General features: G+C 42.3%; 18 protein-coding genes. 6 read left to right on the top strand and 12 right to left on the bottom strand.

What is annotated here, in order from left to right; genetic code table 11:
* The first annotated feature begins 603 nt into the window (after positions 1-603).
* The 4 genes from AB5Z01_RS03720 (at position 604) to AB5Z01_RS03705 (ending at position 4,735) form a co-directional block, all read left to right on the top strand.
* Positions 604-2,076 carry a S1C family serine protease gene (locus AB5Z01_RS03720; protein WP_117856921.1) on the top strand — a complete coding sequence of 491 codons (1,473 nt, stop codon included), beginning with the start codon at positions 604-606 and terminating at the stop codon, positions 2,074-2,076.
* A 219-nt stretch (positions 2,077-2,295) separates the two neighbouring features.
* Positions 2,296-2,664 carry an MmcQ/YjbR family DNA-binding protein gene (locus AB5Z01_RS03715; protein ID WP_368365334.1) on the top strand — a complete coding sequence of 123 codons (369 nt, stop codon included), beginning with the start codon at positions 2,296-2,298 and terminating at the stop codon, positions 2,662-2,664.
* Position 2,665: 1 nt separating this feature from the next.
* Positions 2,666-3,883 carry a pyridoxal phosphate-dependent aminotransferase gene (locus tag AB5Z01_RS03710; RefSeq protein WP_195221388.1) on the top strand — a complete coding sequence of 406 codons (1,218 nt, stop codon included), beginning with the start codon at positions 2,666-2,668 and terminating at the stop codon, positions 3,881-3,883.
* Between the two features lie 81 nt (positions 3,884-3,964).
* On the top strand, positions 3,965-4,735 hold the full coding sequence (locus AB5Z01_RS03705) for a hypothetical protein (RefSeq protein WP_195221387.1): 771 nt from the start codon (positions 3,965-3,967) through the stop codon (positions 4,733-4,735).
* Between the two features lie 152 nt (positions 4,736-4,887).
* On the opposite strand, the gene AB5Z01_RS03700 is transcribed toward AB5Z01_RS03705, so the two are convergent.
* Positions 4,888-6,210 (bottom strand): ABC transporter permease, encoded by a 1,323-nt coding sequence (locus tag AB5Z01_RS03700; RefSeq protein WP_368365333.1) that lies wholly within the window; start codon positions 6,208-6,210, stop codon positions 4,888-4,890.
* Positions 6,197-6,937 (bottom strand): ABC transporter ATP-binding protein, encoded by a 741-nt coding sequence (locus tag AB5Z01_RS03695; RefSeq protein WP_368365332.1) that lies wholly within the window; start codon positions 6,935-6,937, stop codon positions 6,197-6,199. Before AB5Z01_RS03695 ends, AB5Z01_RS03700 begins: the two co-directional genes overlap by 14 nt.
* A 716-nt stretch (positions 6,938-7,653) precedes the next feature.
* Here AB5Z01_RS03695 and AB5Z01_RS03690 point away from each other — a divergent pair.
* Positions 7,654-9,288, top strand: coding sequence for a cellulase family glycosylhydrolase (locus AB5Z01_RS03690; protein ID WP_302838636.1), 1,635 nt, complete (start codon positions 7,654-7,656; stop codon positions 9,286-9,288).
* A gap of 136 nt (positions 9,289-9,424) precedes the next feature.
* On the opposite strand, the gene cbiB is transcribed toward AB5Z01_RS03690, so the two are convergent.
* The 10 genes from cbiB to AB5Z01_RS03640 all read right to left on the bottom strand — a co-directional run bounded on the left by cbiB (position 9,425) and on the right by AB5Z01_RS03640 (position 20,910).
* Positions 9,425-10,396, bottom strand: coding sequence for an adenosylcobinamide-phosphate synthase CbiB (gene cbiB, locus AB5Z01_RS03685; protein WP_022287224.1), 972 nt, complete (start codon positions 10,394-10,396; stop codon positions 9,425-9,427).
* Positions 10,397-10,619: 223 nt separating this feature from the next.
* Positions 10,620-11,681, bottom strand: a complete 1,062-nt coding sequence (hisC, locus tag AB5Z01_RS03680; protein WP_287216346.1) for a histidinol-phosphate transaminase — start codon at positions 11,679-11,681, stop codon at positions 10,620-10,622.
* Positions 11,682-11,771: 90 nt separating this feature from the next.
* Complete coding sequence (locus AB5Z01_RS03675) at positions 11,772-13,901, bottom strand: RNA polymerase sigma factor (protein WP_287216345.1); 2,130 nt, start codon at positions 13,899-13,901, stop codon at positions 11,772-11,774.
* A 236-nt stretch (positions 13,902-14,137) separates the two neighbouring features.
* Positions 14,138-15,904: an RNA polymerase sigma factor gene (locus tag AB5Z01_RS03670; RefSeq protein WP_287216344.1), complete on the bottom strand. Its 1,767-nt coding sequence runs from the start codon at positions 15,902-15,904 to the stop codon at positions 14,138-14,140.
* A 142-nt stretch (positions 15,905-16,046) separates the two neighbouring features.
* A complete protein-coding gene (locus tag AB5Z01_RS03665; RefSeq protein WP_243271256.1) occupies positions 16,047-16,661 on the bottom strand; it encodes a TIGR04100 family radical SAM protein in 615 nt (204 codons plus the stop codon).
* 138 nt (positions 16,662-16,799) lie between these two features.
* Entirely contained in the window at positions 16,800-18,053 is a 1,254-nt protein-coding gene (locus AB5Z01_RS03660; RefSeq protein WP_195221381.1) for a glutamate-5-semialdehyde dehydrogenase, read from the bottom strand.
* A 5-nt stretch (positions 18,054-18,058) separates the two neighbouring features.
* Positions 18,059-18,856, bottom strand: coding sequence for a glutamate 5-kinase (gene proB / locus AB5Z01_RS03655; RefSeq protein WP_022287218.1), 798 nt, complete (start codon positions 18,854-18,856; stop codon positions 18,059-18,061).
* A 19-nt stretch (positions 18,857-18,875) separates the two neighbouring features.
* On the bottom strand, positions 18,876-19,832 hold the full coding sequence (locus AB5Z01_RS03650) for a D-2-hydroxyacid dehydrogenase (protein ID WP_287216343.1): 957 nt from the start codon (positions 19,830-19,832) through the stop codon (positions 18,876-18,878).
* Positions 19,829-20,170: a hypothetical protein gene (locus AB5Z01_RS03645; protein WP_287216342.1), complete on the bottom strand. Its 342-nt coding sequence runs from the start codon at positions 20,168-20,170 to the stop codon at positions 19,829-19,831. Before AB5Z01_RS03645 ends, AB5Z01_RS03650 begins: the two co-directional genes overlap by 4 nt.
* 188 nt (positions 20,171-20,358) lie before the next feature.
* Complete coding sequence (locus AB5Z01_RS03640) at positions 20,359-20,910, bottom strand: NADH peroxidase (RefSeq protein ID WP_138336784.1); 552 nt, start codon at positions 20,908-20,910, stop codon at positions 20,359-20,361.
* 292 nt (positions 20,911-21,202) lie between these two features.
* On the opposite strand from AB5Z01_RS03640, the gene AB5Z01_RS03635 reads away from it, so the two are divergent.
* A complete protein-coding gene (locus AB5Z01_RS03635) occupies positions 21,203-21,652 on the top strand; it encodes a C-GCAxxG-C-C family protein (RefSeq protein WP_022287214.1) in 450 nt (149 codons plus the stop codon).
* Positions 21,653-21,798: the final 146 nt, after the last annotated feature.

The following is a 21,798-nucleotide window of genomic DNA, read 5'->3' as shown; positions in this document are numbered from 1 at the left end:
GCCCACAATTTTATGTAAAATGCCAAAATGGGTTCATTCAGCTAATCTTAATTATATCAATTTCTCTGTATTTTGTCAAGGATGTTAAACGTTTAAGATAACATAAAAACGAGGCTTGCGGAGGATTTAGTCACCTTAAACAAACTATAAAATCATTTTTTGTGCATTTCGCAATAAATCTTGTCAAAAAAGGTTGAAAACTCTGTAGCCGTCAAGATTTTAGCTTTCAATTAATAATAATTTTACATTTCGAAGAATAAAATCCGAAAAATTTCTACCGATATGCACAAAAAACATTTGATATATTTATTTAAAATATGCAAAAGCAAAACTGTTCTTAACATTATGTAAAAGGAGGCAAAAAAAAACTATACAAAAAGGCATTTGTGCAATTTGAACCTATAAAAAAAGCCAAATGTGAAAGAAATAAGCCTGCAATATGACGTAATATTCCCGCAAAAAACATTAAACATTGTTCTATTTATCATACAGTTTTCACATAAACAAGTATAATATTAGATAACGAAACAAGAAAGCCCCACAAGGGGCGGTTAAAATTGATTACCACGGCTCACGCCGCTGACATACCAGGAGGTTTTCATCATGAATGAATACAAAAACAACAACTTCAATGATAACAATAATAACAATTTTGAGAATAGCTATACACAGCAAAACGGATATAATCAATATCAGGCTCAGGCAGGCAGCGTGAATGAGTTCACATACAATCCTAATAAGAAAAAGTCAAAGGGCAAGAAGGTGCTTTCAGGCATTATTGCAGTGCTTTGCGTTGCAGCTATCGGAACTACTTCCATTGTAGGCTACAATCTTGTTACAGGAAAGAACGCTGTAGGCTCTTCAAACAACGGCACCGTTGTTTCAAAGGACGACAGCTCATCAAACAGTGCAAAAAGCACTGTTGACCGTTCAAATCTGCCAACTATCCAGCAGCTCTCAACTCCGTCCGACGCACTGACTATCCCTGAGATAGTAAAGAAGGTCTCACCTTCTGTTGTAGGCATCTCCTGTATCCTTTCAAACGGCACTGCAACAGGTTCAGGTATCGTAATGAGCGAGGACGGCTACATCGTAACCAACGCACACGTTGTTGACGGTGCACAGTCTATTTCAGTTGTGCTTCCTGACAGCTACAACGATACTTCAAGCAAATCAGATGACAGCAAATCAAGTTCTGACAGCAGCTCTGATGACGGTGAGGACAACCTCACATACACAGCTACCCTTGTAGGCAAAGACACTCAGACTGATATCGCAGTTTTGAAGATAGACGCAAAGGGACTTACAGCCGCTGAGTTCGGCACATCTGCAGATCTTCAGGTAGGTGAAGCTTCTATCGTAATAGGCAACCCACTTGGCTTCTCACTTGCAAACTCTGTAACAGCAGGTATAATCTCCGCAACAGACAGAACGCTCACTGTTGAAGACAGGACAATGAATCTTATCCAGACAGATGCTTCTATCAACAGCGGTAACTCAGGCGGACCACTCATCAACGCATATGGTCAGGTAATAGGCATCACCTCTGCAAAGGTATCATCATCTGTGGGCGAGGGACTTGGGTTTGCTATCCCTATCGACGAGGCGCTCCCTATTGTTGAGGACCTTATGAAGAACGGTTACGTTACAGGCAGACCTAGCCTTGGAATTTCAGGCACAGACATCACAAGCGCATATTCATCATACTACGGTATCCCACAGGGCTTCCTTGTAAAGAGCGTTACTAAGGGAAGCGGCTCTGAAAAGGCTGGTATTCAGGAAAACGATATTGTTATAGGCATAAACGGAACTGTTATATCAAACATCAGCGAGCTGAATGAGATAAAGAACAAGTGCAAAGTCGGTGACACTGTTCAGCTTACTATATACAGAAACAAGAAAATGATAAATGTTGACGTTGTTCTCGGCGAGTCCACAGAGGACACTTCTGAGTCAAATGACAACGACCAGAACAACAATAACAATAATAATAACAATAACAACGACGACTACAACGATTACTATGGAAACTATGGCAATGGTCTTGGCGGCTATAATTACGGCTACGGTTTCTAAATAACAAAGCTTTCTTCATATTTTTCATATTCTTTTACTTCAGGGAAAGAGCTGTTCCGAGAGATCGGGACAGCTTTTTTCTTGACTTTCTTCTTGACAGAGGGTCAAAGCAGTGTTATTATAATAAGGTATACTATTAAGGCAACACCGCACAAAGCCCGCCTGACGGTATTGCCTTAAACGAGTACACTTCTTTATTTTGCAAAGGTCGGTGATTTTATGACAAAAGAAGAATATCTTGACTTTTGCGGCTCTATTGCAGGTGCGACATATGACCAGCCTTTCAACGAGGACTTTCAGTCCACTGCACTGCGCCACTGGGACACGAAAAAGTGGTTCGGGCTTTTGATGCTCCACAATGACAGGTGGATAGTAAACTTAAAGCTAAAACCCGAAGAAGTGCTGTTTTACAGGGATATCTACAAGGGCGTGACGGAAGCTTATCACATGAACAAGGTCCACTGGATAACATTGTATCTCGACAGCGACGTGCCAACATTAGAGATAGAAGATCTTACCCTCAGAAGCTTTGAGCTTACAAAGAGTAAAGATAAAAAGAAAACCAAAAAGCGAAAGGAAGCTTTATAAAATGAGAACTTTTTCAAAATCAAGCAAGCTTGATAACGTGTGTTATGATATAAGAGGTCCTGTTATGGACGAAGCAAATGAAATGATAGCAAAGGGAGAGAAGATATTCAAGCTCAATATCGGAAACCCTGCTCCGTTTGCATTCAATGCCCCTGACGAGATAATACAGGCAATGACAGACAATCTGAGAAACGCTCAGGGCTATTCCGACTCAAAGGGCATAACAGAAGCAAGACAGGCCATTTATGATTATGCACACTTTAAGGGCATACCTGTTGAAAGTCTTAACGATATCTACACCGGAAACGGTGTTTCCGAGCTTATCACAATGGTAATGCAGGGTCTTCTCAACAACGGTGACGAGGTGCTTGTTCCTGCACCTGACTATCCGCTTTGGACAGCTTCCGTTACTCTTGCAGGTGGTACTGCCGTTCACTATATTTGTGATGAAAGCTCCGAATGGTATCCTGACCTTGAGGACATGGAAAAGAAGATAACAGACAAGACAAAGGCTATCGTTATCATCAACCCTAACAACCCGACAGGTGCGGTATATCCAAAAGAGATACTTGAAAAGATAGCAAACATGGCAAGACGTCATGAGCTTATCATATTCTCAGACGAGATATATGACAGACTTCTTATGGACGGCGTTGAGCACACTTCTATCGCTTCACTTTGTCCTGACGTTTTCTGCATCACCCTCAACGGACTTTCAAAGTCCCACAGGATAGCAGGTTTCCGTGTGGGTTGGATGACCCTCAGCGGAGATAAGAGCAGGGTAAAAGGCTACATCGAGGGTCTTAATATGCTTTCAAGCATGAGGCTTTGTTCAAATGTACCGAGCCAGTATATAATCAAATATGCTCTTGGTGATTACACAAAAACTGACGATCTGCTCCTGCCGGGCGGACGTATCTACGATCAGAGAGAGTATATCTACAACGCACTTAACAGCATTGACGGTCTGTCGGCTGTAAAGCCTAAGGCGGCATTCTATATCTTCCCAAAGATAGACGCAAAGCGTTTCAACATCACAAATGACGAGCAGTTCGTGCTTGATTTTCTCCGTGAGAAGAAGATACTTCTTGTTCATGGCGGCGGCTTCCACTGGGAACAGCCTGACCATTTCAGGATAGTTTATCTTCCTAAGCTTGAGGATCTTGAATACTCCATGAATGAAATGAGAGATTTCCTCAAAGACTACAAGCAAAAGTAAAACTGTAGAGCGGACAGTGTTCGCCAAATATGCTTTTATGCTCATACCATACATCTACAAACACAGACACGAGGTACAAAAATGTCAAAACTTTGCAAATCATGTGGAAACTATTATGAGGGAGATCACTGCGACAAGTGCGGCTATGGCGACCCAAACTTAAAGACCCACGCCGCCGACAAATACAAAAAGCCCACAAAGCCTGAACGTTTCAGGACGGAGGAGGAAAAAGAGCTTTACGCCGAGTGGGAAAAGGAAAAAAAAGAGGACACTGAGATAAAGCGTCACTATGATCCCAACGCAGGCAAAAAGACCCTTGCCATTGTGGCGGTAGTTGTTATAGGCGTTATCGTGGCTGTGCTATACAAAAGCGGAGTTATTTTCAGCTCCACAAAGACAGAGGTAATAGAAAAATACTTCAAGTCCATACAGACAAGCGATTTCGACTCATTCGTGGAGTGCTTTCCAAAAGAGATGAAGAACGAATACGAACAGCAGCGAACCGAAGGCGGATATGGCAAAGAGCAGGTTATGAAAGAAGTCCTTTACGGTGATTTCATTGAAAGCTATGGTTCTGATTACACTATTGACGTATCTTTCGGAAGAGAAACAAAGCTTGACAAGTCTGAATATGACCTGAGCGAATACAAAAGCTTTTACGGCTCTGCACCGAATGTTTCAGAGGCTTATGAGATAGTAACGAACGTGACTTTCAAAGGCTCAAAGGGCAGTGAGGACGCAAAGCTTTACATCTACGTTGGAAAATGCAGCGGAAAATGGTGCATTTTCAATATCACGCAGGATAACGGCATTGTTGACGAGGACACGGGGCTTAAAACTTCAGAAAATTAAATAGCACAAAGCAAAACCGCCACGGAGAAAGATCCGCAGCGGTTTTTTGTTTTGCGATAAAACCTATATGGTGGGACGCCGTATTTCTGTAAAACAGAAATTGAGTCGCTCCCCTACATATAAGTGGCGTAATTATACGCTTTTATGTGATATTATTTCTTCTTAAAAGCAAATGACTTTCTTGTTCTCTGCTTTCCGCCTATTGACATTGTGAATATCTTGTCGCTCATGAAGATTTTCAGTGCGACAGTCATGCACACTATAAGAAGCACTATCTGATAGATAAGTCCCCCTGCATAAAGGCTGTAGTTGCCAAACATTACGTTCTCGCTTGCCATAAAGGTATGGGTGAACGGTATAGCATAGACGATATACTTTATAACAGGTGAAAGCGTTCTGATATCAACTACCATTGCAAGAAGATATGGTATCATTGCGGAGAAGGTTATAGGCAAAAGCATTGTCTGGGCAGATTTTGCGTCTTTTGCAAGTGCGCCTAATACCATTGAGAGTGACAATGAGATAAGGATAGACACAAACATCTGTATTCCCACAAGAGCATACTGTCCAATGCTCATAGTAAGACCAAGGTTTTCCATTGCAGATTCATATGCCGAGGTATCTCCCATGCCCTCCGTAAGACCGCCTGTCATTTTGCTCATGCCGAACATATAGACCACAGCCTGCAAAGCCGCAACAACACCTGCGGCAAGCATTTTTGACGCAAGAACTGAAAGTCTTGAAACAGGTGCGGAAAGAAGCGTTTCAAGGGTCTTATCTATTTTCTCGGTAGAGATCGCGCTAAGTATCATCTGAGCCGAGAACATTATAAGAACGAACATTATTATAGGCACTACCATGCTCTGTGCTGAGCAAAGGGACATCACTACAGAACTGCTCACTTTATCTGCCTTGTCGCCAACAACCGTTGTTTCAGAAAGCAGTACAGGGTCTTCAAGCTGATTCATTTCGTCCTCTGTCATTGTGCCGCTTGAAAGCTTATCCTGATAGATAGTTGATTTTACTGCCTGCTGTATAACTGCAAGGGCAGTGTCCGAGCCTGTGTTTATATTTGACATGGTTGCAAGAGAGGTCATTCTCTGAACATATCCAACGTCTGCCTTTTTATGCTGTTTTACCTGCTCTGTAAAGCCTTTTGGTATTATCACAACGCTGTCCTGATCGAGCCTTTTAAGCTCTGCGGCATAGTCGTCAGACTTTATATCTACAACTGTTATCTTACCGTCACCAGCCTTTGCAGTAGCTTTCAGAGAGTTTAAAACGTTTTCTGTGAACTCTGTTTTGTCAAGGTCGCAGATAGTAAGGTCGGAAGCCTTTTCGGCACTGTCACTTATTGCCCCTGACATTGCCTGACCTGCCATAACAAGCACCACTACTGTGACTATCATTGTTATAATAGTTTGCAGACTGAGCATTTCCTTTAATTCCTTGCGGAAAAGACTATAAACCTTCACGGTCAAGCACCACCCTTTCAAAGACTTCTTCAAGGTTCTGAGCGCCATATTTTTCAATAAGCTCCGCAGGCTTGCCGACCTCCAGCAACTCACCCTTTGCAATTATACCCACTCTGTCTGAAACATACTCTATTTCAAGCATATTGTGGGAAGAAAGCAGAAAGCTCATGCCCTCAGAAGCAAGCTTTCTTATCATTCTTCTTATTTCAAGGGCGTTTATAATATCAAGTCCCGAAGTCGGCTCGTCAAGGATAGCCAGTGCAGGGAGCGGCATTATCGCCCTTGCAAGGAGAAGCTTTCTTGCCATACCACGGGAATAATTTGATATTTTATCGTTAAGCCTGTCACCAAGCTCGCATATCTCACAGCCACGCTTAACAAACTCGTAAGCCTGTTCTCCGTTGTCGGCATAGATAGAAGCCATGAATTCCAGATATTCTCTGCCTGTCATGGTCTTATACGCACCAGCCTCGTCAGGGAGGTATGTAATGCTTTTTCTTACCATATCAGGTTCAGTGAGAATACTATGACCTGCCACGATAGCGTCGCCCTCTGTTGCCTGCAAAAGTGTTGATATCATTCTTATGGTCGTGGTCTTTCCTGCACCGTTTGGACCTATCAGCGCAAATATCTCGCCCTTTCCAACGTCAAAAGTGACGTTATGTGAGGCGTAAATGCCTTTTTTGTACTGCTTTGAAAGCCCTTTGACCTGTAAAACAGTTTCCATCGTTTCACCATTCCTTTCTTTGTCTGTATCATTATATTTTTTGTGAATAAATCAAGTATAGCACACCACGTTCCAACTGTCAATTGACATTTGTCATGTACTATTGTGTAAATATGATTTACTAACAATATACACTGTCTATGGCACGATGTCAATAGCAGTTTTTACCAAAACAGGCATGATTTTTATTATTTATGCGTTAGAATGTAAAATTCACTTACTTTATGAGATAAAGTAAACCACGTTACACAATGATTACAAATCAAATAATATTCTGTACATTTTCAACTCTTTCAAGTACATTTTTTTGGATATCACAATGTAATGATTTGATTACATTTTGGTTACAGACAAGGGTAAAAAAACGGACGATTGTTGAAAACTTTATAATTTTCAACACCAAATTGCTGTTATAGCATGAGTTTTAAACATTTTCAACATAGTTTTCAACATTTTCAAAAGTTTTCAACTGTAGTTTTCAACTGTCCAAAAAAGCTCTTGTTACCGTTTTTTAATCATTTGTAATTTATTCATTTTTCGTACTTCTATAGTAAATAGGGAGGATTTATTACATTTTCACCAATGAACGAATTTAAAATTTGTGAAGTATTTAAGTTTTAAAATAGGCTTTTGCTGTTTACAAATGAATGAAAATATGTTAAACTTATAATAAATATGAATGAAAAGTTACAATATTCATTATTGGAGGAAAAATTATGGGAAAATTTATTGACCTGAAGAAAGCCGCCGCTGTGCTGCTGACTTCGGTAACACTCATGTCGGCTGCGGCGGCACTGCCTGCTGTGGACAAAACGCCGCTTCTTTCGCAGACGGCGATAACTGTTGAAGCGGCAAGCGTCGGAAAAGTCACAGGGCTTACTTCAAAAACACTTAGCAACAGCGAGATAAAGCTTAGCTGGAAAAAGGTCAGCGGAGCTTCGGGATACTCAGTTTGTATGAGAAAAAACGGTAAATATCCGCAGATCGCAGACGTAAAAAGTGGCTCGACCCTCACATACACTGTGAAAAAACTGCCAAATGCTACCCGTGAAAACTTCAAGGTAAGAGCCTACAAGACCGTGAAAGGAAAAAAGGTATACGGCGCATATTCAAACAACTGGAACACCGCCACGAACCCACAGCCTGCAAAGGGTCTTAAAGTATCAAGCGTTTCCTACAACAGCGTAAAGCTTTCATGGACAAAGATAGGATGCACAAATTACAGAATATTTCAGCTTAAAAATGGTCAGTGGAAAGAGATTGCAAAGACCACAGGCACAAGCTACACTGTAAAAAATCTCAGCCAGAAGACCACATACAAGTTCAAGATAAGAGCCTGCAAGACAGACGACAAGAAAGCCAACCACTATGGAAAATATTCTGCAGAGGTATCCGCTACCACATCTAAAGCTCCTGCTGTTGTGACCCCAGTTTCACAGCATGGTCAGCTTTCTGTAAAGGGTGCGAATATTGTTGACAAGAACGGCAAGATATTCAAGATAAAGGGTATGTCAACTCACGGCATCATGTGGGAAGATTTCTCCGATATCCTTACAAAGGACTCTCTTAAAGTGCTGAGAGATGACTGGAAGGTCAACACTATAAGAATTGCAATGTACACAGAAGAATGGGGTGGCTACTGCACCGAGAACGGCAAGTATCAGGCACAGGCAAAGCAGAAAGTCAAGACAGGCGTTGAGAACGCAAAGTCTCTTGGAATGTATGCTATAATCGACTGGCACGTTCTCAATGACCAAAACCCTAACAACCACAAAAATGAAGCTATCAAGTTCTTCACAGAAATGGCTAAGACCTACAAGAACTACAATAACGTTATTTATGAGATCTGCAACGAGCCTAACGGCGGTGTAACATGGACAGGCGGCATAAAAAGTTACTGCCAGAGCGTTGTAAGCGCTATCAGAAAATACGACAGTGACGCTATCATAATTTGCGGTACAGGCACATGGAGTCAGGACATAGATCAGGTGCTTGGCAACAAGCTTTCAGACAAAAACTGCGTTTATGCTCTTCACTTCTATGCAAACTCTCACACTGATTGGCTGAGAAACAGACTTAAGAACTGCTACAACAAGGGACTTCCTGTTCTTGTATCTGAGTTCGGAACTTGCGACGCAAGCGGAAACGGCGGATATAACTCAGCAGAAAGCACAAAATGGCTCAAGCTTCTCGACTCACTAAAAGTGGGCTACATAAACTGGTCAGCCTGCGGAAAGAGCGAAACGGCTTCCGCATTCGTTAGCGGTACGAACCTCAAAGCTATAAAGAGCGGCACTTCACAGCTCACAGCAAGCGGCAAGTTCATTCGTGATTGGTACAGAAACCACTGATAACACAAAAGACCTCTCTTGGTGGGAGGTCTTTTTTTTGCACAGAAACTAACGATAAGCGGGCGACCCAAGGTCGCCTCTACACTATAAAAACAAAGCCGAGGGGCATTTACCTCTCGGCTATTGTTATTTTATATCATATCACAAAGAACAGTGCCGTTCTTATAACGGCTGTAAAAAGCATAGCATAGAACGATGTGCCAAGCAAAAGCTGATTTGCCCAGAATATATCGTTAGGCTCGCATGGCTTTAGATTTCTGCCTATAACAGGCTTTCTTACAAGCTGTCCGCCGTAATACTCATCACTGCCAAGCTGGATACCCAATGCACCTGCACACACCGACTGAGTTTGCGCTGAATTAGGACTAGGGGATTTTCTTCTGTCTTTTTTGTATACCTGAGAAGCGTTCTTGCTGTCAAGGTGAAGATAAGAAACGTTCATTTTCATAAGCAGAGCGGCTATTCTTGCAGGTATAAAGCTGAGAACGTCGTCCAGCTTTGCAGGAAATTTGCCGAAGTTTATGTATGTGTCTGTTTTATAGCCCACTGTGTTGTCGATAATATTCACTGTTCTGTAGAGTATTCCGCCCAGACCACCGAATATCGCAGACCAGAAAATAGGTGCGACCGCCCAATCTGTGGTGTTCTCTGCAACCGACTCCACCGTACTTTTTATAACAGCGTCAATGTTCATATCGTCGGTGTCACGGAATGTGACTTTTTTTACTTTACGCTGTGCCGAAGAAAGATTGCCTGCCCTTGCCGCACGCATTACGCCCCCTGCTGCAGTTTTAAGGGACTTTACAGAAAGCGCTGACCAGCACATTATGCCCTCGAGGAAGATGCCAAGTGCGGCATTTAGCTTATAGCCCACGAATAGAAGAAGCAATGCCACAGCGGCAACTATAAGAAGCACTATCACAGTCATCATAAGACCTGCCATACGCTGTGCTTCGGGGGTGTTTTTATAGCTGTTTCTGAAAGACTTATCAAGTTTTGCCACAAGCTTTTTTATAAAATACTGAGGATAGACCACTACTTCAGGGTCGCCAAGGAGCATATCCAGCGCAAAGCCAAGCGCAAGCGCCGCCAGTGAATTTATCAACATATATACATATCCTTTCTTCAGGCAATAATTACTTATGATAATTATATCACAACATTTTCTGATTTTCAATACCTTTATGCTCTGATTTTAAGGGATAAGGCACAAAAAAGGGCGGTCAGAGCCGCCCGAACAAAAGTCTTTCAAAAAAATCAGAAACTAAGGTGCGAACACTGTTTGCCCCTACACTGAATAGATATATCCATAAGCTTTTGTGATAACTATATTATTTGCATATCTCCGAAAGCTTTTCAAGCATAAGATCCATTTCCTCGTCTGTGCCGATAGTAATTCTCAGGAAGTTATCTATTCTCGGCTTGTTGAAATATCTCACGAAGATACCATTTTCACGGAGGTATGTGAAGATCTCCTTTGCAGAGAGCTTTTCATGCTGTGCAAAGAGAAAATTCGTTTCGCTGTCAAGGACGTTGAAGCCCATTTCACGCATTTTTTCCGCTGTTCTATCCCTTGTTGCCTTGACCTTTTCAACTGTCGCCTTGAAATAATCCTCGTCAGAAAGGCTTGCAACGGCAGTTTCTATGGCTATCTGGTCGAGAGGATAGGAATTGTATGAGTCCTTTACAGCCCGCATATAGCTGATAAGCTCAGCACTTGCAAAAGCCATGCCCACTCTCATGCCTGCAAGGGAACGTGACTTTGAGAAAGTCTGTGTTACAACGAGATTATCGTACTCTTTCACAAGCTCCACGCAGGAATATCTGCCGAAATCCACATATGCCTCGTCGATTATAACAATGCTGTCCTGATTGTTTTCAAGAAGTTCTCTTATAAATTTCTCACCCACACCAAGGCTTGTCGGAGCATTAGGGTTTGGTATAACAACGCCACCGTTAGGCTCTTTGAAATCCTCGATATTTATTACAAAATCATCGTCAACGCTCTTAGTCTTGTATGGTATCTTCAGAAGCTCACACCACACAGGATAGAACGAATAAGTTATATCAGGATAAAGTATAGGCTTATCAGAGTTGAAAAATGCTCTGAAAGCTGTGGCAAGCACATCGTCTGAACCGTTTCCGCAGAAAACATTTTCGCTATTCAGTCCCACACGCTCCGCAAGCGCCGTTCTCAGTGCAGAAGCATCAGCACTAGGGTATTTTCTAAGCTCTGCAATAGTTTTCCCCTCCAATATTGCCTTTACCTTTGGTGACGGCGGATAAGGGTTTTCATTTGCATTGAGCTTTATTATCTTATCGTTTTTAGGCTGTTCCCCTGCAACGTATGGCTCTATATTTATAAGGTTTTTTCTCCAAAGCTTTTCGCTCATTTTACATTATCCTCTCTATATTTTATCATAGTAAAGCATTAATATAAAATATTATAGCACATACCGCTTATGTTGTCAAATAAAAGCCGCCTAGTTTTCAAAGTAAGCCTGTATAGACTGCAAAACGCCGTCATAGTAATATGCGTTCACGCTCATGGAATCGCTCTTCCAATCAAGAAACTGATCTTTGCCGTTTCTGTCGCTGACCTCAGGTGTGCCGAGAATCGCAGCCATCTCCTCAGGAGTTGAATTTTTTGTTATACCGAATATTGAGCAGTCGCTTTCGGTGGTGAAACTCATTCTTATCTTATGGAGGGTATGATCGCTGTTGAGCCAGAAGTCGAAGATGATGATATTATCCACAGTCGAGCTTGTTTTTCCGTAGCAAAGAGCAGAATCGTATTCATCGTCAGGTGTATCCGCCATTTCTGCTCTTACATCATCAATAAGCTCATTGCCTGTGAAAACGTGGTCTATGCCCTTATAGCTAACGCTTATATCCTTAGGCAGAGCAGCGTCTGAAGTAAGGTCGAGGGTCTTGAGGTCATCATATACCTTTACTCTGTTCTCATCAGTGTTTACAGTGCTCTCGCCCGGTGTTGTTATGCCTGTATACTCAGATGTGAAAACAGCCTCTCCGTCTTTTTCGTGTATTTCTTCCTGCGGATAGTTTTTGCTGTAGTATGTGAAATCGGAAACCGAGAAGTAATCAAGCACTACGTCATACTCTTCGTAATTACTATATGTTTCCACCACGCCGAGTGAAATTGTATAGTCAACGTTCTCCCAATACATTGTATAGCATTTATAATCGTCCATGCCGTCATATTCGCTGTTCATATAAATGCTTGTAGGGCAGCCCATTTTGTCGATTATTTTATCAAGATCTTCTTTATTGCTGTAGTTGCCGTAGCTTTCATACTCCCAGTCGGAGGTATCCACAGCCTCTTCTAAAGGTATGGTAATGCTCCAGCTGTTTTCCTTGAGAATGTCAGCCACACTTGCGTCACGGTCAAATGGGTTTGCACTGGTAAGGTCGTAGTTTGTTTGGCTCTCATCTGATGAAACGAAGGTTATCTCAACGTCACTGTTTTCACCTATCATTTTATCAACGCTCATAATATCACTAGATCTGCCAATATCGTCGCCGTACATTTTCATATTGGCATTGCCGCCGTCTATGGCACTAAGGTCAACAGGCACTGATATTTTGCTGCCGAAAATATCCTGCGGCAAAGTATCTGACGGCGTGCCGCCCTGAAAGCTGTCTATCCAATATAAGTCGCTGTCTTTGTTATCCTTAGCGGTATCAGACACGTCTTCATCGCCCTTTGAAGCTGTGCTGTCATTTTGTGAAGAAGCAACAACAATATCATTATTATCATCGTCATCACTATTATTTGAACTAAGCATTACCGCCGCTGTGATACCTCCGCCCACAACTGCCACTGCACAAACGCCTGCTATAACCTTTGCTTTTACTGTTGAAAACATTCCTTTTCCTCCCGATATAGTTTTTGTTGATGTTACGCTATCGGGAACTGCATTAGCGGCTGAGGCTGAGCCTGTGAAAACGGTAAGTTTCGGAAGAACGGTGTTTGAAGCCTCTTTATTAAGAAGCTTTGAAAGAATAAATACAGGCACGACAGCATGAAGTCTGTCGTTGTTGTTTTCCTCGTATATAAGCACCGCCTCCTTTATCTTTTTTCTTGCGGCACTAAGGCGGGAAGTTACTGTACCTGTGGTGCAGTTCATTACCTCTGCTATCTCAGGCACTGTGAGCATATCGAAATAATACAGTATCACCGACTGTCTTTGCTCCTCTGTGAGAACAGTGTCGATAATATCCATTATTATCTTTCTTTTAGCGTCATTGCTCACATATTCCTCCGGGATAAGCCCCTCGTCAGGGATCTCCTCTATTATCTCCTCTGAGTTGTCCTCAGGGGCGGAATTGTTTCTAAAGTGCATTTTGCAGAGATTTATCCCTATCCTGTTTACCCATGCTGGAAAATTCTCAGGCTGTGCAAGAGTGCCAAGCTTTTGAAGGGCTTTAAGATAAGTTTCCTGAGTGATATCCTCTGCAAGCTGTGGGTCGCCAAGAAGCTTCAGACAGCTAAAATACACTGTTCTGCCCGTTTCTTCATAAAGCGCACCGAACGCCGCCTTGTTTCCCTGTGCCGCCTGCAATACAAGCTTTTTGATATCATCTTTTTCCATGTTTTTGACCTGCTCTTTCTTTCCGAATTGCCGTTTTCTCGTCCGCTGTTTTATCAGTCCCGACATTAGTTAGATGCAAAACGCAGACGATTTGTTGAGCAAATTCAAAATTTTCATATATAGTTTACATATAATTAATACTTATTATTATAATATTGCCGAAATAATTATATCACATAACAAAATGCCTGTCAACGAGCAAAAAATATCCCCCACAAATGTGAGGGATAGGTTTTTCAGAACATACCTGCAAGATACATTCTACTTTCATAAAGCTTTTTTGAATTTGTATCGAAGGCAAAATGATATCTGTAGAGAGGTGTTAGCCCTGCGGCATTTTTCTCGCCTAAAACATATGCAACGAAAACATCAGGGTCAGTGTCGCTGTTCACACAGTATGTTCCGCTCATTGACATATCGCCCTGTGAGTAAACATAGGAAAGATAGTTTCCTGAAATGCTGTTCTCGCCCTTTGAGATGCCCTGAGAAGCAAGCATCTCCTGCACTGATCGTGCTGAATAATCATCTATGTTGTCATATATCTCATCAAGCTTCTTTGTGCTTGTGACATCATAGCAAAGCCTTGTTGGCATACCGGTCGGTATCCAAGCAGGGGTGTAAATATCGTTTGACATAGGCGTTTCCTCTGCCCATACCACATAGCTGTCTGCAAGAGATACCTGTCCGTCAGGGTTTGTGAGGTTTGCAACATAGACCGTTATCTCATCTCCCTGCGGCTCGACATTTGGGATAAGGGTCATGTAATAGCTATCCCACCATTCACCGCCGAAATAATTGTCAGCACCTACACGATAATTGAGCATTTCGCCCTTTTTATCCTCATAGTGACCACCGTCGCAGTATACAAAGCTGTATTCGTCAGCATATTTTGCATAGAAATCAGACGTTTTTATATATCCGCCCACCTGCATGATGTCACCGTTGAGCTGAACAAGACCTGACGAAAGATCAGCATTTTTTATCTCATCAGAAACAGTGTAAACAGCCACTTCAAACTCGCTGTTTGAATTTGTACCGCTTGCATCATCGTCAGTAACATTATCTTCATTATCAGCATTTTCATCAAGTTCGTTTAGATTGTCCTCTATCTCCTGCTCGTTCACTTCCCCCTGTGCGTCTGTCTGAACGGCTGTGTTTGGCTTATCAGCATCTGCTGTCTTATCTCTGTTTGCAAGCACCACCGCTGTGATACCTCCACCTACTACTGCCAATGCGACTACTCCTGCTATTACTTTTGCTTTTACTGTTGAAAACATACCTTTTCCTCCCGATTTACTTATTGTAGTATTTTTATCGGGAACAATATCCTCGGCGGCTGCCGTGTTGCTGAAAACGGATAATTCAGGCAGCTTCAAATGCTGACATTCCTGCATAAATATCTTTGACAGAACAGGTATAGGCATAACAGCATGAAGCCTGTCATTGTTTTTCTTTTCGTAAATAAGCACCGCCTCCCTTATCTTCTTTCTTGCAGCGCTAAGACGGGAAGTGACAGTGCCAACAGAACATTCCATTATCTCTGCTATCTCAGCCACGCTCATCATATCAAAATAGTAAAGTATTATTGTCTGACGCTGTTCGTCAGTGAGAGCGGTGTCGATAATGTTCATTATTATCCTGCGTTTTTCTTCGCTGTCGGCATAATCGTCAGGGATAAGCTCGCTGTCGGGCGTATCGTCGATTATCTTTTCCGACTCCTCCTCCGCAGTGCGGGGATTTTTCCTGAAATACATTTTGCAGTTGTTTATGGCAATGCGGTTTACCCATGCTGAGAAATTCTCAGGCTCTTTAAGGCTGTCAAGCTTTTCAAGAGCTTTCATGAAAGTGTCCTGAGTTATATCCTCTGCCTGCTGAGCATTTCCAAGAAGCTTCAGGCAGTTAAAATATACGCTCCTGCCCGTTTCTTCGTAAAGCTCGCCGAAAGCTGCTCTGTTCCCCTGTCCTGCCTGCAAAACAAGACATCTTATCTTTTCCTTTTCCATTTTTTCTACCAAGCTTTCTTTTTATTATCGAACAAAAAAATATCCGTTTTCAGCACTCGGTTATTGTTCCGACATCACTTAGATGTTTGCTGAAAACGGAATATTGAGCAAATATAAAACTTAATATATTGTTTACAAAATATTAATCAACATATTCTCTGACTCTGAGATGTATACCCACGCTGTCAGCAACCGCCTGAGATTTTTTTATCTCCTCTTCGCCGATTATATCAACCACAGTGAGCATTACCTCCGGCACGAACTCTTTCACTCTTTTTGCAAAAGAGAGCATTTCTTCAAAACAGTTCACACCCTTGAATGAGGGTCTTGTTACCTCGTCATAAGCCTTTGCGTCAGAAGCGTTAAGACTTATTGAGATTATATCAACAAGTCCCTTGAACTCAGTAGGAGTTTCACGCTTGTTGATAAGGTCGCTAAGACCATTTGTGTTGATCCTTACAGGTGTCTTTGTAACAGACTTTATATACTTTGCAGTTTCTTTGAGTATTTCAAGCTCACAGGTAGGCTCGCCATAGCCGCAGAAAATAATTTCCTTGTAGCTGTCAAGGTCACGCTTTTTGATGTTGTCTATTACCTCTTCGGCAGTTGGCTGATGTTCCAGCCACAGTGGGTCAGAGCCATAAGCACCGTCACCGTTGTGACGAATACAGAATGTGCAGTTGCATGGGCACTTGTTTGTGATGTTGAGATAAAGCTTATCGCCTATCTCATAAGAAATATTCATAGCTTTTATCATTATAATTACCTCTTTTTTTGTAATATATCAAATTATAGAGTAAACGGGCGAACACTGTTCGTCCCTACAGAGAGAAATATTATCGCCGCAGGCGATACCTTCATTCCTCATTCCTCACTCCTAACTCCTCATTAATATCTATTCTCTTATCTGTCCGTTGCCAGAGATAAGATACTTTGTGGTGGTCATTTCTCTAAGACCCATAGGACCTCTTGCATGAAGCTTCTGAGTGGAAATGCCTATCTCAGCACCAAGGCCGAACATTCCGCCGTCTGTAAATCTTGTTGAGCAGTTTACATATACTGCCGCTGAGTCAACACGCTTTTGAAATTCCTGTGCGGCAAAAAGGCTTTCCGTAACGATACACTCAGAATGTCCTGTAGAAAAACTGTCGATATGTTCAAGGGCTTCCGCCATGTCGTCAACGACCTTGATAGAGATTATATAGTCAAGAAACTCTGTTGCATAATCGTCATCATCAGCAGGAGTAACGTTTTCAGGACCAAGTATCTGCCTTGTAAGCTCACAGCCTCTTATCTCAACGTGGTGCTTGTCAAGTCTTTCTTTAAGCTTCGGGAGAAAATCCTCTGCGATATCCCTGTGAACAAGACAGCTTTCAACTGCGTTGCATACAGACGGACGTGAGGTCTTGCCGTTATCAACAATGTTCACAGCCATTTTTATATCCGCACTTGCGTCAACATAAACGTGACAGTTTCCTGTGCCGGTCTCGATAACAGGCACAGTGGCAGACTGTACAACAGCCTTTATAAGCTGTGCGCCTCCTCTTGGGATAAGAACATCAATATAATCATTAGCTTTCATCATATCAAGAGCGATGCCTCTGTCAGTATCCTCCACAAGCTGAATGATGTCAGGGCTGAAACCTGCCCTTTCAACAGCCTTTCTCATAAGGTCGGCAAGCATTTTGTTTGAGTTTATTGCTTCCTTTCCGCCCCTGAGTATAACAGCGTTTCCACTTTTAAGGCAAAGTATAGCGCCGTCTACAGTAACGTTAGGTCTGGCTTCAAAAATAATGCCTATAACACCCATTGGAACTCTTACTTTCTCGATCTTCATGCCGTTAGGTCTTGTTGAGCCTGAAACTACCTCGCCCACAGGGTCGTCAAGCTGTGCAAGCTCCTCGCAAGCCTTTGCCATGCCCTCGATACGGCTGTCATTGAGTGCAAGTCTGTCAAGCATTGCCTCAGACATTTTTCTCATTCTGCCGTTTTCAAGGTCAACCTTGTTTGCTTCGATAATATCGTCCTTGCAAACTCTCAGGATATGTGCGATCTCAAGAAGTGCGTCATTTTTCTGTGTTGTTGAAGCGAAGGCGATATCCTTTTTGCAAGCTTTTGCTTTCTGTCCCAAAATATCGATGTAACTCATTTTTACTATACCTCCCCGTTAGCTGTAAAAAGTGTTCCTATAGGTTTATTTTCAAATACCTTATACAAATGTCTTGGATCTCTGCCATTCATTATTATAAGATCTATTCCGCCATTTTTGCATATCTCAGCGGCTTTTATCTTTGTCGCCATTCCGCCTGTGCCAAGTGAAGAACCTGCACCCCCTGCAATAGCCTTTATCTCCTCTGTTATCTCAGGCACAACAGGAATAAGCTCAGCGTCATCATACTTATGAGGGTCTTTGTCAAAAAGTCCCTCAATATCAGACATTATTATAAGCAGATCTGCATTAGCAAGCACCGCAACATTTGCCGCAAGAGAATCGTTCTCACCCATTTCAAGCTCCAGCTCATCAATAGACACCGTATCGTTCTCGTTCACAATAGGGATAGAACCAAGCTCTATGATGCGGTTGAGAGCGTTCTGCACATTTATGCGTCTGTCCTCCAGAAGAATATACTTTGTAAGCAGAAGCTGAGCCACATTAAGGCTGTATTCAGAGAAAAGATTATCGTAAAGATACATAAGCTCACACTGACCCACCGCCGCACAAGCCTGTCTTGTGGGAGTGTCCTTGGGTCTTTCCTTTATGCCCAGCTTTGCTCTGCCAAGACCCACCGCACCGCTTGATACAAGGATTATCTCATGCCCTGCATTTTGCAGATCGGCAAGAGTTTTAACGAGCTGTTCCACACGGCGTATATTAAGAAGCCCCGTGCTGTGAGTAAGAGTAGAAGTTCCTACCTTTACCACAACTCTTTTCTTTTTTGTCATATCTATCATTTTTATCATGTCCTTATTGTTATTTTCCGTTGACAACATTCTGCGGCGTACCCTCTATCCACATTTTCAAGTTCTGCGCAACAGTTTCAAGAAGCCTTTCTCTCGTCTGCTTTGGCGCCCATGCTATGTGAGGGGTAACAGTGCAGTTCTTTGCGTTTCTGAGAGGGCAGTCTTCACTCATTGGCTCGTTTGTGAGAACATCAATTCCTGCCCCTGCAATGACTTCATTTTCAAGAGCCTGTGCAAGAGCCTTTTCGTCCACAAGACCGCCCCTTGCAGTGTTGACGAAAAATGCTGACTTTTTCATCATGCCAAGGCTTTCGGCATTTATCATTTTCTCATTATCCTTTGTAAGAGGACAATGGAGCGTCACTATATCAGAGGTCTTTAGAAGTTCTTCAAGGCTTACCGCAGGCGTGCCGTCAGTTATTTTTTGGGGTGAGCGTGTAAAGGTGATGATCTTCATGCCGAACGCTCTTGCTATCTCAGCAACTTTCTTTCCTATGTCGCCATAGCCTACTATACCAATGGTTTTTCCTGCAAGCTCATAGGTAGGAATACCAAAATATGAAAACAGCTTATAATTCACCCAGCCACCCTCGTCAACTTTCTCGGCATATTCTCTTATCTTGCTGAAATAGTTGAGGATAAGTGCAAAAGTATGCTGTGCCACTGCGTTTGTAGAATATGCAGGCACATTGCAGACCACTGCGTCATGCCTGTCTGCGGCGGAGAGGTCAACATTATTATATCCCGTTGCAAAAAGACCGACGTATTTCAGGTTTTTGCACTTTGAGAATACCTCCTCTGTTATAAGGCACTTATTACATATAACAGCGTCAGCGTCACCTATCTTTTCTGCGACCTGTTCATTTGGTGTAAAACCATAAACAATGCTTTCACCAAGGACTGTTATACCCTCCAGCGACACATCGTTTCTTGAAACTGTTTCAGAGTCAAGTATAACTATTTTCATTCTTCATCTTCCTTTTGAGCAGTTTCCGACTTTTCCTCGGCATTCTCCAAAGCTTTCTGCTTTTTAGCAAACCTATGGGAAATAAAAGCTGTTGCCGCAAGAAGCGCTACCTCTGCACCGAAAAGCATACCGATAACAAAGCTTTTTGTGGTAAACTGAGTAACTATAGTAATGTCGATAGCTATCATTAATGTAAGATAATGATAAGAGCCTTTCCTTATGAACTGAGTTATATATAAAAGCGTAGCGATAACGCAGAATATCATATGCACCTTGAAAGGCAAGGGGGCATAAACGTTCTGCAAGGTCGCAGTTTCCGCCGCCAGTGTTTCTATCACACTATCATCTCCTAAAGCATTATTTTATCATACTAAGATATTATACCACAGTTTTACGTCATTTGCAATAGATTTGAGTCTTTATAACGGCTTTATAAAACAAAAAGACAGAAGTATTTTTTCAAATACCTCCGCCTTTTTCGGGAAAAATTCGTCGTAATCTTTAATTTATACTATTTTAAGATAAATTACTTGTTAGCGAAATATCTGTCAAGCAGACCCTTGAAGCCGCATCCATGTCTTGCTTCGTCCTTAGCCATTTCATGAACAGTGTCATGGATAGCGTCATAGCCAAGCTCCTTTGCTCTCTTAGCAAGCTTCAGCTTGCCCTCACAAGCACCATTCTCAGCCATATATCTCATCTCGAGATTTTTCTTTGTAGAAGGTGTTACTACCTCGCCCAGAAGCTCTGCGAACTTAGCAGCGTGCTCAGCCTCTTCATAAGCAGCCTTCTCATAGTACATACCTACCTCAGGATAGCCTTCTCTGTAAGCAACTCTTGCCATTGCAAGATACATACCTACCTCAGAGCACTCGCCGTTGAAGTTCTCTCTAAGACCTGCAACAACTTCCTCATCAAGACCCTCTGCAACGCCTACCTTATGCTCGTCAGCCCATGTGATAGCTGTTTCTTCTACTTTATTGAACTTTTCTGCTGGTGCGTGGCAGATAGGACACTCCTTTGGAGCAGCCTCGCCCTCATAAACGTAACCGCATACTGAACATACAAACTTTGACATAATTTTTGTCCTCCTTATTTTAATATCATTTTTTACTTTTCCACAGACCAGCGTTTTCGCTTTATCTGCGTTATTCTTTGCAGCTTTTCCCTTGCTGTAATTAAAGTATACCACATTAGTGTACATTTGTCAATAGGTTAGTTTTGTCTAACAATATAAAAATATTGCAAAATTTTATGGCAAAATTTTATGCAATTTGACGTAGACTATACTAACCAATAATACGTCTTGAAAAAAACTTAAAGCTGTGCTATACTAAAAATCAATATATGACAAAAAAGGAGTTTTTAAAATGAATAAGGAAAAAGCAGCGGCAGCAAAGGCTCTTTTCATGGAGGGCTACAACTGTTCACAGGCGGTAGTAGGCGCATGGGCTGAGGATATCGGCCTTGACAGCGAAACTGCATACAAGATAGCTTCGGGCTTTGGCGGCGGAATAGGCAGAATGAGAGAGGTTTGCGGAGCATTTACAGGTGCAGTCATGGTGCTTGGATTGAAATTTGGCAACACCATAGGCAGTGACAGGGCGGCAAAGGGCAAGGATTATGAGCGTGTTCAGCTTTTTGCAAAGCGTTTCAAGGAAGAGCTTGGCTCTGACACTATCATCTGCCGTGAGCTTCTCGGTCTGAGCGGACCTAGTGACCCTGACCCTGCAAAGCGCACAAAAGAATACTATCAGAAGCGTCCATGTCCTGAAACTGTAGCAATTGCAAGTGGTCTTTTGGGAGAATTTATGGAGTAGTTTTTTCAGAAAAAAACGTTGAAACTGTGGGCGAACGCTGTTTTCCCTACAAAATAATGCAAAAAAGGCGCTGTAAAAAAAAGCGCAACAAAGCCCGTGGATTTCCTCGATATGGAAGCCCACGGGCTTTAATATATCACACAGCA

Source organism: Ruminococcus sp. RTP21359st1_H3_RTP21359_211015 (genome assembly GCF_040909065.1).
Classification (GTDB): domain Bacteria; phylum Bacillota; class Clostridia; order Oscillospirales; family Ruminococcaceae; genus Hominimerdicola; species Hominimerdicola aceti.
Note: the sequence above shows the minus strand (reverse complement) of the source record. Positions and strands in the feature narration are given on the sequence as shown.

Coding starts and splice junctions, on each gene's coding strand:
- AB5Z01_RS03720 (WP_117856921.1), top strand. CDS start 604: ATGAATGAATACAAAAACAACAACTTCAATGATAACAATAATAACAAT.
- AB5Z01_RS03715 (WP_368365334.1), top strand. CDS start 2,296: ATGACAAAAGAAGAATATCTTGACTTTTGCGGCTCTATTGCAGGTGCG.
- AB5Z01_RS03710 (WP_195221388.1), top strand. CDS start 2,666: ATGAGAACTTTTTCAAAATCAAGCAAGCTTGATAACGTGTGTTATGAT.
- AB5Z01_RS03705 (WP_195221387.1), top strand. CDS start 3,965: ATGTCAAAACTTTGCAAATCATGTGGAAACTATTATGAGGGAGATCAC.
- AB5Z01_RS03695 (WP_368365332.1), bottom strand. CDS start 6,937: ATGGAAACTGTTTTACAGGTCAAAGGGCTTTCAAAGCAGTACAAAAAA.
- AB5Z01_RS03690 (WP_302838636.1), top strand. CDS start 7,654: ATGGGAAAATTTATTGACCTGAAGAAAGCCGCCGCTGTGCTGCTGACT.
- cbiB (WP_022287224.1), bottom strand. CDS start 10,396: ATGTTGATAAATTCACTGGCGGCGCTTGCGCTTGGCTTTGCGCTGGAT.
- hisC (WP_287216346.1), bottom strand. CDS start 11,681: ATGAGCGAAAAGCTTTGGAGAAAAAACCTTATAAATATAGAGCCATAC.
- AB5Z01_RS03675 (WP_287216345.1), bottom strand. CDS start 13,901: ATGGAAAAAGATGATATCAAAAAGCTTGTATTGCAGGCGGCACAGGGA.
- AB5Z01_RS03670 (WP_287216344.1), bottom strand. CDS start 15,904: ATGGAAAAGGAAAAGATAAGATGTCTTGTTTTGCAGGCAGGACAGGGG.
- AB5Z01_RS03665 (WP_243271256.1), bottom strand. CDS start 16,661: ATGATAAAAGCTATGAATATTTCTTATGAGATAGGCGATAAGCTTTAT.
- AB5Z01_RS03660 (WP_195221381.1), bottom strand. CDS start 18,053: ATGAGTTACATCGATATTTTGGGACAGAAAGCAAAAGCTTGCAAAAAG.
- proB (WP_022287218.1), bottom strand. CDS start 18,856: ATGATAGATATGACAAAAAAGAAAAGAGTTGTGGTAAAGGTAGGAACT.
- AB5Z01_RS03650 (WP_287216343.1), bottom strand. CDS start 19,832: ATGAAAATAGTTATACTTGACTCTGAAACAGTTTCAAGAAACGATGTG.
- AB5Z01_RS03640 (WP_138336784.1), bottom strand. CDS start 20,910: ATGTCAAAGTTTGTATGTTCAGTATGCGGTTACGTTTATGAGGGCGAG.
- AB5Z01_RS03635 (WP_022287214.1), top strand. CDS start 21,203: ATGAATAAGGAAAAAGCAGCGGCAGCAAAGGCTCTTTTCATGGAGGGC.